Here is a 10,433-nt window from a genome sequence, read left to right on the forward strand (position 1 = left end):
CCCGACGATGTCTACTCGCAGCTGTGTTCGGTTGAGCAGCTTCCTGAAGAGCGGAACATACGATGCCGCGATGGCGTCGCGTCCGACGTGACGGCTGCCCAGAAAGGTGATGTAGTCGGCGTCGGTGGTGAACACGCTCGCGTAGCCCGCGGGATCGCCTGCGGCCCAGGCAGTTACCTGTCGTTCGATGAGCGTCCGAATGGCTTGCTCGTCGGCCTGCTGGTCGCCGGCTGTCATGACGCCTCCCGCGGGTGGGTTATCCGGCTACGCGATCTCGGGACTGATCATCGATGCGATCGCATTGCGCGGCACCGACACTTGCGTCGCTTCCATCGCCGGCTGCAGCGCGTTCTGATCGAAGAAGAACACGATCGCGTCATTGGTGATCGCGAAACTCTGGTAGTTGGTCGGCTGGAGCCCGGTGGCCGGCGGAATCGACACCTTCGCCCGATACCGGTCGGCCAGGGTCTTCTGCACGATCGGCAAGATCGCTTGCAGCGGTTGACTTCCCGGCCGGAACAACGCATCGAAGGTGATCGGTTGTTGGTTGGCCAGGTTGAAGTTGAAGGATCTGTACCATATCAACGGGTGGGCGGCGCCGAGATTCTGATAGATCTCGGTGACAACCGACTGGGTGCCGGAGGCGGGGGGACCCGAACTGTACCGGGTACCGGTAACCTTCAGCGCTGTCGGCGATTTCAGTGCGTTCACCGGTCCGCGAGCGCTGCCGAAGTCGTCGTTGACCTTGGTCAGATAGCCGATCATCGTCTGCTCGTCGGGATAGTTGGCCGGAAACACCATGCTGATGTCCGACAGTGGAGCCGAGGCGTCGAAGTGGCACATTTGATTGGTGTCGACGCTCGCCGGGTCGCACAGTTGCGCGTCCGCGTGGGCAACGGCAGGGCACGTGAACGCGGCTGCCGATGCAAAGGCTGCCACCACCGCCGCGACCCACCGTGATCCGGTACGACGCCCCCTGCCAAAGTTCACCCATGCCTCCGTTGCGTAACCCGCAGGGTGCATTGTCACAGACGGGCAACGTCGGATGAACGGACGGTCGACGAGCGATCGGCAACGCCGCTGCGCCCAAGGCGCGCGCTCGCGGCCTCAGCGCGGCGCGTCCTGCAACTCGCCCTGCGGCAGCCTCGCGGCGGGCGCGTCCACCCTCGCTGGTCGGCGCCGGCCGGATGCCCGGGTGTTGATCCAGCACGCGAGCCCTCCCAGCACCAGGCCGGCCGCGATGCCCGCATCGGGACGTTGATCCAGGATCATCCACGACAACACTCCGGCCACGGCGGGAATGACGGCGAACAGCATCGCCACCGCCGTTGCACCGTGGGTATTGATGGCCCGCACGTAGAGGCTCACCGCGAGCGTGGCGTTCAGCAGGACCATGCCGCTGACCGCGATCACCGCCTTGACGCCGTCGTGGACCGTGAACGGCGTGACGATCGCGAACGCCGCGGCGGGTATCAACCCGACGGCATTCTGCATGGCACTCATCACCCGGAAGTCGACGCCGGTGCAGAACCGCTGCTGATACACGCCGCCCGCCGAAAGTCCAAGCAGTCCAACGACAAGCAACACGATGACCGGATCGACGCCGTGGGTGCTCATCAACCTTCGGGAACAGGCGGCCAGCACCGCGACGACGCCGAGCGCCAGCGCAGCCACTCGCAGGACGCCGAGCGGCTCCCGCAGGAACGTCGTCGCCAGGATCGCGGTGGCCACCGGATTCATCGCAATCACCACCGCACAAAGCACCGCCGGCGCCCCGAGCTGAACGGCCTCGTACAAACAGCAGAACTGCACGCCCTGGATCAGCAGACCCGTGACCAGGACGTGGCCGAACTGCGCTCCGCGCGGCCAGCCGGCCCTGGCCACGATCGACCAGATCGCCAGGATCGTTGCGGCCAAACTGAATCGCAGCACCAGCGCGGCCATCGGCGTCATGGCGGTTACGGCCAGGGTGCCGATCGGATATCCGAGGGCGTAGAAGAACGTCACCGCCGTGGCGGTGGTGACTGGCATGCGGGGCAGAGGCATGCCACCCATGTTCGCTTGATCGACCGACGCAGTCCAACGATTATTGGCGATCACGATTGATCGGGGCACCTTATCGATCCTCCGGCAGGTCGTGCTTATTCGCGACTTGGTTGCCGATTATTGATTAGTCTGATTGATCGGATTACAGTGCGGCTATGGCCCAGGTGCTCGATATCGCGCCGCTGCGCAGCCTCGTCGCCGTCGCCGACTGCGGCGGTTTCCACCGTGCCGCCGCCGCCCTGCACCTGAGCCAGTCCGCGGTCAGCCAGCATCTGCGCCGCATCGAAGCGGTGGTCGGTGAACCGATAGTGCAACGCTCGGGACGGGGGGTCGCCTTCACTGAGGTCGGGCAGAAGGCACTACGCCATGCGCGCACGATCTTGGCGGCGCACGACACCGCGCTCGATGACCTGGGTGCGACCGAACACAAGGTCCTGACCATCGGCGCCACCGAACACGGCGCCGATGTGATGCTTGCCGGCCTGTCCCGGGTGTTGCGCGAGCGACTCCCCGACCTGCGGGTGCGCTTCCGGCTCGACCGCAATGTGTCGCTGGCCGATTCGATCGACCGCGGTTTGGTCGATCTGGCCATCATGCTCGACGGGGCGGGTCTGGATCGCGCTAATGCGTCGGGAGTTGTTCAGTTGCAGTGGGTTTCCGCGCGCACACTGACGCTCTCACCGCGAGAGCCGCTGCCGCTGGTGATTTTCGCCGAGCCGTGCACATTGCGTGAGCCGGCCTTCGCGATTCTGGAAGGCCACCATATCGAGTACGAGATCGCCGCCGAGTGCGGTGATTTGTCCGGCCTCTACGCGGCGGTGCGATCGGGGCTCGGTGTGGCACTGCTGCCGATGATCGGTAAGTTCCCCGACGGGCTCAGTCTGGCCGAGGGGCTGCCGCCCGCCAACAACGCCTCGATACTGGTGCGCGGCCGTCACGGCATCGACCCCGACTTGCTGGGGACTGTCGATGATGCGGTGCGCGACTTGCTGGCCGCCGCAACCTGATTCGGTTCGCGTCCTTGCGGACGCCGGCCCCTGCCGCGATGCCGTTCGTGCCGTCGCGTCGTAGCCGTGCTCGGCCGGAGCCGCCCATGCGGCGTCAAGACTCACGGGATCGCTCCAACCGTCCCCCGCGGTTTAGCGGCGTAATCGCAGCGCCAGGAAGTACTCGTGCTGTCGACTGCGGTCCACGGTGTAGCCCATTGCCTTGGTGACACCCTCGGTGTCGTATTCCAGCCAGCGCTCGGTGCGCTGGCGCTCGAATTCGGTCCAGGAGGCCACCGTAAACCTCTCGAGGAACGTATCCGGTTGTCCGACACTGTGATACAGGCGCCAACTGTGTCCGCCGGTCCGCAGGCGGGACTGCCTGACCGCGCGCATCGCTTCGGTGAAGTCGTGGCGGTTCGCGGGCGGAACCTGATAGCGGACGGTCACCAGCACCGGCCCATCCTGCGGGCATGGTTCGAACACCAGTGTGGGTGACGGCCAGGCGGTGGAAACGTCGACGCTCAGCGTCCCGGTGCAGGGCAGCAGCGGGAGGATGACGATGCTGAGGGCGACGACGCCGAGCACCACCGCCGACCCGATCAGCGCGGCGTGCATCCCCGCCCGCGTGGCGAGCGCACCCCAGACGTAGGAGCCGATCGCCTGAGACCCGGTCGCGACGAGCAGATACACCGCGAGGCCCCGAGCGCGCACCCAACGCGGCAGGGAAAGCTGCGCCGCGGCGTTCAACGTCGTCAGGGTGATCAGCCATGACGCACCGGACAGCACCAAGATCGGAGTCGCCGCGGCGAACGGCAGCCACGCCACCGCCAGCGGTGCCAAGGCGTACACGGCGGCCGACCCGGCCAGCAGGACGTTATCGGAAACCTGCTGGCGTAACCGTGCGGCAAACGCCACCGAAAGCACCGCCCCCAAGCCGATCGCCGCCAGCGCCACCCCGTAGCCGCTGGCGCCCAGGTGCCACCGGTGTGCCGCGGCCACCGGCAGCAGGGCGAGCACGGCCGACGCCGGAAACAGGAAAAGCACCGCGCGCAACAGGATCCTGCGGAAGATGGGGCTGTTGTCGACATAGAGCAGACCGGTGAGGATGGCGTGGCCGAAATGTTCCCGCTCCAACGGGGCGAATTGCTTGGGCCGCTTCCAGGCGGCGAGGGCAACGATGATTCCGGCGAACGACACCGCGTTGATGGCAAAGGCCGCCGCGGGTCCGGACACGGCCACCACGACACCCCCGATCGCCGGTCCGATCGCTCGTGCGGCGTTGCCCGCGACGCTGCCCAGGGTCGAAGCGGCCGGTATCTGCGCGCGAGGGACGACCTCGGGCTGGATCGCCTGCCAGGCCGGCCCGGCCAGTGCGGACGCGCAACCGATGGCCACGGTGAACGCCAGCAGCGACGTCGGGGTCATCCGCCCGAGGTAGGTCAGCACTGCCAGCGCCAAGGCGACCAGCACCGCGTAGGACTGCAGGACAAAGAGCAACCGCCGCCGGTCGAACAGGTCGGCGAGTACGCCGGCGCAAAGACCTAGCAGCAGCGTCGGTCCGAGGCTCGCGGTCTGCACCAGCGCCACGATGACGTCGCTGCTGTGCTTTTCCACCAAGAACCATTGGGCCGCAACGCTTTGCATCCATGTCCCGACGTTGGACGCCAGCTGCGCGATGAACAGGCTGCGGTACACGCGGTTGCGGAGCGGTGCCCATGCCGACGGCTGCTCAGCCTCGGCGCTCTCCCGATCCTGAATCACCATTGGATCTGCGGGCCACCACCGTGCTCGAACCGCATACCACAGCGAAGCGCATCGGCGGCCACACACGCGAGGGGGTCGGCGAATACCAACGGCGAGCCGAGATCGACCTCTGGCATGACAGAACGCCTTTCGCGTGGTAGCGGGATTATGAGTCTAAACCGGGCCCCGCACACCCGCCACGCGAAGCGTTAGCCGTCTCGATGGCGCAGCAGCTCGAACCAGTTGTGTGGAACCCGCCCGCGCGGCCCGGGAACCGACTGATCCTCGGGGCGGCACTCGGGCGGCGCGAGCTCGGGACCCTCGTAGTAGTCGTTGGCCTCGTAGTTCCAGAACCAATCCTCGCCCGGCTCGAATGACCGGATGATCGGATGCCCGGTCTGCTGCCAGTGCTTGGTCGCATGGCGAGAGAACGAGTCGTCGCAGCAGCCGATGTGCCCGCAAGCCGCACAACGACGCAGGTGCACCCACCAACCGCCGGTCGCGTCGCACTCGAGGCAGCCCACGCCGCTGGGCGGCACCGAAGGGTCGACAGGAGCAGTCATCGGCGCCCCCTCCCTCGTGCATGGCAGCTGTTAGCGCATCTGCGCGGGGATGCTACCCGCTTGTCCCTGCGGCCGGCATCACGTTTGCTGCGATACTTCCCACGTGCGTTCCGAACAACTTGGCCGCCTCCTGATGCGAGCCGCGCCCCTTTTCAATGCGCCGATAGCCGCGCTGGCCAACTCCCGCCGCTTCGGCGGACTGCTCAACCGCAACATCACCATGCTGACCTACACGGGTAGACGCTCCGGGCGCACCTTCAGCATCCCGGTGTCCTATCGACGTAGCGGGAACGAGATCGTCATCGGCGTCGGCATGCCCGAGGCGAAGACGTGGTGGCGCAACTTCCTGAACACCGGCGGACCCCTGACCTTGCGCCTCGACGGGGCCGATCGCGCTGGACATGCCGTCGCCAAGCAGGATGAAAGAGGACGCGTAACCGTCACGGTGCGGCTCGCCGAGGCGCATTCGTGAACTCCACAATTCCCAACCGGGCGAACCGCCGTGGGCGGCACCGAGCGGAAACTGCTTCACGACAGGGTGTTTGAGTCCTCGGAGGTCGAAAACTGTTTGCCCGTTCGCGCCAGATGCCGATCACGCCAGCCTGGTTCACCGCAGCACTGAATCACAGGCCGGACCACGTCGACGTGGACGTCGACGGTTGCCGCATACATCTGCGCGTCTGGGGTGATGCCGATCAACCGCCGGTGGTCCTCGTCCACGGTGGTGGAGCGCACTCGGGTTGGTGGGATCACATCGCGCCGTTCTTTCTCCAAACCCATCGGGTGATCGCACCGGATCTTTCCGGGCACGGGGACAGCGAAGCCCGTGGCAGCTACGACTTGCGAACGTGGGCGAGCGAAGTGATGGCGGCCGCGGCGGCCGCGGGACCCGCCGGGCGACCAACCATCATCGGCCACAGCATGGGCGGTTGGGTCGTGTCCACGGCGGCGATGCACTACAGCCCCCAAATCAACAGCATGCTGGTGATCGACTCCCCGTTGTGGGAGCGCGCCCCGGAGGAAGGGCGGCTGCGCAGGCACAAGCACAACCAATACCGGACGAAAGATGAGATCCTGGCCCGCTTTACGGCGGTGCCCGCACAGGAGTTGCTCCTGCCCTACATCCGACAGCACATAGCGGCCGAGTCGGTGCGCAAAACCGACGAGGGCTGGATCTGGAAGTTCGACCCGGCGATCTACGGCGGTGAATTTCTCGAACCGACACCGGCCGACGAGGAGTCGCTGGAGACCATGCTGGCCGCGATGCGTTGCCGGGTAGGCTATTTGCGGTGTGAGGCCGGGCTGGTGCCTCCCGCGATGGCCGAACGCATCCGTTCCCTGCTTCAGCTGCGTGGCCCGTTCGTGGAATTGGCCCTGGCCGGCCACCACCCGATGCTGGACCAGCCGCTCCCCCTCGTCGCGACCTTGCGGACCCTGCTTGAATTCTGGTCGATCACTTAGGGTTTGACTCGTCTATGCATTCCAGAGAGGGGCCCGCATGCCTGAGATGCCTAGTGTCGGTTCGTGGCCGTCGGCGTTGCCCGCAGTGCAGGTCCGGGTGGCCCGACCCACGGCCCAGCTGCAGCGGATAGTCCGGTTCTACCGGGACGTGTTGTCGCTGCCCCAGCTGCATTCCGCGGATGACGGCGAATGGGCGGTCGTCATGTTCGGACTGCCCGGCGATCAATACAACCTTGAATTCGTCGCCCATCGCGACGGTATCGACGGAACCGCGCCGACGCGGGAGAACCTGCTGGTGTTCTACTTCAACTCGGCTGACGATCAGCAAGCGGTCGCGAGCAGGTGCCGCGGCGCGGGAGCCGAGCAGGTCGTGCTCGACAACCCGTGGTGGGCCCGCAATGGGGCGATAGCCTTTCTCGACCCGGACGCGTGGACGATCGTCCTGATGCCGGCGCCCGTGCCCTTGGCGCACGCGGGGCGTTAAGCCCTGGCGCGGCGGGCCAGTTTCGCGGGTTGGTCGATGATGAGGGCCTTGCCCTGCTGGCGGATCCATCCGCGTTGGGTGAAGTCGGACAGGGCTTTGTTGACGGTTTCGCGCGACGAGCCAACGAGTTGGGCGAGTTCCTTCTGCGTGAGGTGGTGCTCGACGAGCACCGATCCCCCGCTGCTGGTGCCGAAACGCATTGCCAGGTCCAGGATTTGCTTGGCCACCCGGGCGGGGACATCGGTGAAGATCAGGTCGCACAGCGTGTTGTTGGTATGCCGAAGCCGGCGCGCCAGCACCCGCAGCAGCTGCTCGGCAATTTCGGGGCGTTCGACAATCCATGTCCGCAACGCGCGACGGTCCATCCTGACCGCTTCCACCTCGGTCAGGGTGATCACCGTGGAGGTCCGCGGGCCGGGATCGAAGAGCGCCAGCTCACCGAACACGTCCCCGGGACCCAGCACCGCGAAGACGGTTTCGCGACCGTCTGTGGTCTGATGGCGGATCTTCACCGCACCCGACAGGATGACGTAGAGGTCATCGCCCAGCTCGCCCTCGACGAAGACGGTGCGCCGGCGCGGAAACGACACGTGCTCCAGGTGGCGAGCCAACGCCTCGACCGCATCGGGAGCGATCCCCTGGAAGATGCCGGCTCGCGCCAATACTTCGTTCACGCCGCCCCTTTCAACGCGTTTCGCACGGCGTTGCGCGCGCTAGGCGCTGCTCCAAAGTGGGGGCGTCTTGGCTCGCTGTCCAGACTTTACACCAGGCCCGAGATTCGTAACGCGGCAGGTCAGGCCGCGGGCTGGACGTGCAGCGACGCGCCGTTGAGTGGGCGGAGCGGGCCGCTTATGCCGCCGACGTGGTGACGGTCGACGCGATGGTCACCTCGGAGTACAGGTTTCCGCACGCATCACAATCGACCTGATACTCGAGCTTGTGGTCATCGCGTTCCAGAAACCGGTACTGCGCCCACGCCATGCAGCGGGGGCACCGCGCACGACCGTGCTCGATTGCCATTCGCTAAACCCTTCACTCGCCAAAGACACACTGGAAGTACCCCGTGCCAAGCCGGTCTAACCACCGAGTGTCGACTGCCCATGGACGACGGGCCCGGGACGGCGTTCGGCCCTAGTAGTTGAGCCCCGAAAACATGATCCGGCCGGGATCGTATTTCTGCCGCACGGCGCTCAGCCGCGATAGGTTCGGGCCGAAAAACCGCGAGGGCGACTGGTTGGCCTCGATGTAGTTGACGTAGCCGCCGACCGAATACTGTTGCACGGCCTGATGTGCCGTGGTGAGCCAGTTGGTCGCGGCCGCGGGATCGCCCGTTTCCACATACCACTGCACCAGCGCCGACTGGCGCCGCCACGGAAAAGCGGTGGCTCCGGGCGCCACCGTGGCGAGGGCACCGTCCAGCGCGTGCATGATGGCGAGCATGCGCCCGGCGCCGCGGGGAAACGCATTGACCGCCGCGGCGATCCCCTGCGCCACGCCCGCGTTGACGGTGGTGAAGACGTCCGATCCACCGACATAGCCGAGCGGTGACGGGTTGAGATTGCCGACGGCCAGATAGTTCACCAGGTCCAGGTAGTTGAACGTGTGGTTCTCCGTGCCCGACGGCTGCAGCCCCACCGCCTGGGTGATCGCGGCCGCGGCGCTGTTGCCCGACCCGGCCGGGCAGGTCGCCAGGATCCGGCAATGCACACCCATCGCGTCGACGGTGGCGTCCGCCAACGCCCAACTGTTCTGGTCGGCGGTGCGCAACCAGTTCTGCCAACCGACGAGGACCTGCGCGAAGGACTGCGGCGGGAAGTTGAGGTTGACGACGTCGACGTCTTTGGTGGGAAACGTGGCGAAGGTCAGGGAGGTGGTCACGCCGAAGTTGCCGCCACCGCCGCCGCGCAGCGCCCAGAACAGGTCGGGATTGCTGGCGGCGGACGCGGTGACCGCTTGACCGCTGGGCAGCACCACCGACGCCGACGTCAGCTGGTCACAGAGCAGGCCGGCATGCCGGGATTGGGCCCCCATGCCGCCACCGAGCGCATGCCCGGCGGCACCGACTGACGGGCAGGTACCGGTGGGGATGCCCCGACCGGCAGCGGCCAACGTCCGGTGCATCGTGTACAGACTCGTGGCCGGCGTCACCGTGACCTGTCCCGTCGCGGCGTCGTAGTTGGCGTCCCCGGGCAGTTGGCGCAGGTCGAGCACCATGGTTCCGTTCGCGGTCGACGCGCCGATATAGGAGTGTCCGCCGCTGCGGGGGGCGACCTTCAGGTTGTGGGCTGCCGCGAAGGCCATCGCCTTCTGAACGTCGGCCGCCGATGTCGGGGTGACGACCGCCGCCGGCGTCGACCCGTTGTAGTTGGTGTTGAAAACCTGCTTGGCTCCGGCGAATTGGGGGCTGTCCGGAAGCACCACCTTCCCGCCGAGCGCCGTGGACAGCCCCTCCCAACCTGTGGGTCTCGGGTCGGCGGCCACCCGGGGTGCGCCGAGGACCGCGCCGGTGGCCAACGCCCCGACGGCGCCCCGCAAAAACAGCTGCCGCGAGATCTCACGCGCCATCGTTGGGCTCCCGCGATTGCCTCATGCCTCGAATTGTCAACGACGGCAAGCGTGGTGCCACACGACGTGTCGGGGGGTGATCCAAACGTGCTCGAACCGTTACCCGGCGCCTTTGCCGTTGTCGACTCGATAGACCGCGCCGTGGATGGCGGCCGCGGCGCCGCTGGCGAGGAATGCGATGACGTTGGCGACGTCGAGGGGTTGCATCATGCCGCGCGGTGAGGCCGTGCGCATGATCAGGTCGTAGTTGGGATCGTCTGGCGCGCTGAACTGTTCGATCTGCGGCGTGAGCATTCCGCCTGGACATACCGCGTTGACGCGCAAGCGGTCCGCGGTGTATTCCACGGCCAACGCGCGGGTGAGGCCGATCAGGCCATGCTTGGCGGCGCAGTAGCCGGCCGAGTAGGCCTGGCCTTCGACACCGGCGATGGAGCTGACGTTGACGATGTTTCCACCGCGCTCCAGCAGGTGGGGCAGGGCAGCCCTGCACAGGTAGAACGGTCCGTTGAGGTTGACCGCAAGGTCCTGTTCCCAGTCGTCGTCGGTCAGAGACTCGGTGCGGCGCATCTGGTGTCGCCCGGC

General features: G+C 66.6%; 15 protein-coding genes. 4 read left to right on the plus strand and 11 right to left on the minus strand.

Going from position 1 to position 10,433, the window contains the following annotated elements; all coding sequences use genetic code 11:
* The 3 genes from A9W96_RS07220 to A9W96_RS07230 form a co-directional block, all read right to left on the minus strand.
* Positions 1-237 (minus strand): SgcJ/EcaC family oxidoreductase (locus A9W96_RS07220; protein WP_156765144.1); only part of this gene is annotated, 237 nt, incomplete at its 3' end.
* 27 nt (positions 238-264) lie between these two features.
* Positions 265-1,023: an esterase gene (locus tag A9W96_RS07225; RefSeq protein ID WP_067138655.1), complete on the minus strand. Its 759-nt coding sequence runs from the start codon at positions 1,021-1,023 to the stop codon at positions 265-267.
* An 84-nt stretch (positions 1,024-1,107) separates the two neighbouring features.
* On the minus strand, positions 1,108-2,055 hold the full coding sequence (locus tag A9W96_RS07230; protein ID WP_231999621.1) for a DMT family transporter: 948 nt from the start codon (positions 2,053-2,055) through the stop codon (positions 1,108-1,110).
* Positions 2,056-2,201: 146 nt separating this feature from the next.
* On the opposite strand from A9W96_RS07230, the gene A9W96_RS07235 reads away from it, so the two are divergent.
* Positions 2,202-3,053, plus strand: coding sequence for a LysR family transcriptional regulator (locus tag A9W96_RS07235; protein ID WP_067138658.1), 852 nt, complete (start codon positions 2,202-2,204; stop codon positions 3,051-3,053).
* Positions 3,054-3,185: 132 nt separating this feature from the next.
* Here A9W96_RS07235 and A9W96_RS07240 read toward each other — a convergent pair whose 3' ends face one another.
* The 3 genes from A9W96_RS07240 to A9W96_RS07245 all read right to left on the minus strand — a co-directional run bounded on the left by A9W96_RS07240 (position 3,186) and on the right by A9W96_RS07245 (position 5,341).
* Positions 3,186-4,799 carry an MFS transporter gene (locus tag A9W96_RS07240; protein WP_067138660.1) on the minus strand — a complete coding sequence of 538 codons (1,614 nt, stop codon included), beginning with the start codon at positions 4,797-4,799 and terminating at the stop codon, positions 3,186-3,188.
* On the minus strand, positions 4,793-4,915 hold the full coding sequence (locus A9W96_RS33020; protein WP_255362945.1) for a hypothetical protein: 123 nt from the start codon (positions 4,913-4,915) through the stop codon (positions 4,793-4,795). Before A9W96_RS33020 ends, A9W96_RS07240 begins: the two co-directional genes overlap by 7 nt.
* 72 nt (positions 4,916-4,987) lie before the next feature.
* Positions 4,988-5,341: a UBP-type zinc finger domain-containing protein gene (locus tag A9W96_RS07245; protein WP_066861116.1), complete on the minus strand. Its 354-nt coding sequence runs from the start codon at positions 5,339-5,341 to the stop codon at positions 4,988-4,990.
* Positions 5,342-5,474: 133 nt separating this feature from the next.
* On the opposite strand from A9W96_RS07245, the gene A9W96_RS07250 reads away from it, so the two are divergent.
* Positions 5,475-5,813 carry a nitroreductase/quinone reductase family protein gene (locus A9W96_RS07250; protein WP_067138662.1) on the plus strand — a complete coding sequence of 113 codons (339 nt, stop codon included), beginning with the start codon at positions 5,475-5,477 and terminating at the stop codon, positions 5,811-5,813.
* 56 nt (positions 5,814-5,869) lie between these two features.
* On the opposite strand, the gene A9W96_RS32540 is transcribed toward A9W96_RS07250, so the two are convergent.
* On the minus strand, positions 5,870-6,061 hold the full coding sequence (locus A9W96_RS32540) for a hypothetical protein (RefSeq protein WP_231999622.1): 192 nt from the start codon (positions 6,059-6,061) through the stop codon (positions 5,870-5,872).
* On the opposite strand from A9W96_RS32540, the gene A9W96_RS07255 reads away from it, so the two are divergent.
* Both A9W96_RS07255 and A9W96_RS07260 read left to right on the plus strand, forming a co-directional pair.
* Positions 6,047-6,802, plus strand: coding sequence for an alpha/beta fold hydrolase (locus tag A9W96_RS07255; protein WP_066861256.1), 756 nt, complete (start codon positions 6,047-6,049; stop codon positions 6,800-6,802). The two genes, A9W96_RS32540 and A9W96_RS07255, sit on opposite strands and share 15 nt — an antisense overlap.
* 37 nt (positions 6,803-6,839) lie before the next feature.
* On the plus strand, positions 6,840-7,286 hold the full coding sequence (locus A9W96_RS07260) for a VOC family protein (RefSeq protein ID WP_067138664.1): 447 nt from the start codon (positions 6,840-6,842) through the stop codon (positions 7,284-7,286).
* Here A9W96_RS07260 and A9W96_RS07265 read toward each other — a convergent pair.
* The 4 genes from A9W96_RS07265 to A9W96_RS07275 all read right to left on the minus strand — a co-directional run.
* A complete protein-coding gene (locus tag A9W96_RS07265) occupies positions 7,283-7,960 on the minus strand; it encodes a Crp/Fnr family transcriptional regulator (RefSeq protein WP_066861106.1) in 678 nt (225 codons plus the stop codon). The genes A9W96_RS07260 and A9W96_RS07265 overlap by 4 nt on opposite strands.
* Positions 7,961-8,135: 175 nt before the next feature.
* On the minus strand, positions 8,136-8,306 hold the full coding sequence (locus A9W96_RS31275; RefSeq protein ID WP_156748759.1) for a hypothetical protein: 171 nt from the start codon (positions 8,304-8,306) through the stop codon (positions 8,136-8,138).
* Between the two features lie 111 nt (positions 8,307-8,417).
* On the minus strand, positions 8,418-9,851 hold the full coding sequence (locus A9W96_RS07270; RefSeq protein WP_067138666.1) for an FAD-binding oxidoreductase: 1,434 nt from the start codon (positions 9,849-9,851) through the stop codon (positions 8,418-8,420).
* A gap of 99 nt (positions 9,852-9,950) precedes the next feature.
* Positions 9,951-10,433 (minus strand): SDR family oxidoreductase (locus A9W96_RS07275; RefSeq protein ID WP_067138670.1); only part of this gene is annotated, 483 nt, incomplete at its 5' end.

The sequence above is a fragment of the Mycobacterium sp. 1245852.3 genome (genome assembly GCF_001669335.1).
Lineage (GTDB): Bacteria > Actinomycetota > Actinomycetes > Mycobacteriales > Mycobacteriaceae > Mycobacterium > Mycobacterium europaeum_A.

What these genes read in the sequence shown, in the direction of transcription:
- A9W96_RS07270 (WP_067138666.1), bottom strand. Translation starts at nt 9,851, where the DNA reads ATGGCGCGTGAGATCTCGCGGCAGCTGTTTTTGCGGGGCGCCGTCGGG.
- A9W96_RS33020 (WP_255362945.1), bottom strand. Translation starts at nt 4,915, where the DNA reads ATGCCAGAGGTCGATCTCGGCTCGCCGTTGGTATTCGCCGACCCCCTC.
- A9W96_RS31275 (WP_156748759.1), bottom strand. Translation starts at nt 8,306, where the DNA reads ATGGCAATCGAGCACGGTCGTGCGCGGTGCCCCCGCTGCATGGCGTGG.
- A9W96_RS07245 (WP_066861116.1), bottom strand. Translation starts at nt 5,341, where the DNA reads ATGACTGCTCCTGTCGACCCTTCGGTGCCGCCCAGCGGCGTGGGCTGC.
- A9W96_RS07235 (WP_067138658.1), top strand. Translation starts at nt 2,202, where the DNA reads ATGGCCCAGGTGCTCGATATCGCGCCGCTGCGCAGCCTCGTCGCCGTC.
- A9W96_RS07260 (WP_067138664.1), top strand. Translation starts at nt 6,840, where the DNA reads ATGCCTGAGATGCCTAGTGTCGGTTCGTGGCCGTCGGCGTTGCCCGCA.
- A9W96_RS07240 (WP_067138660.1), bottom strand. Translation starts at nt 4,799, where the DNA reads ATGGTGATTCAGGATCGGGAGAGCGCCGAGGCTGAGCAGCCGTCGGCA.
- A9W96_RS07230 (WP_231999621.1), bottom strand. Translation starts at nt 2,055, where the DNA reads ATGGGTGGCATGCCTCTGCCCCGCATGCCAGTCACCACCGCCACGGCG.
- A9W96_RS07225 (WP_067138655.1), bottom strand. Translation starts at nt 1,023, where the DNA reads ATGCACCCTGCGGGTTACGCAACGGAGGCATGGGTGAACTTTGGCAGG.
- A9W96_RS07250 (WP_067138662.1), top strand. Translation starts at nt 5,475, where the DNA reads ATGCGAGCCGCGCCCCTTTTCAATGCGCCGATAGCCGCGCTGGCCAAC.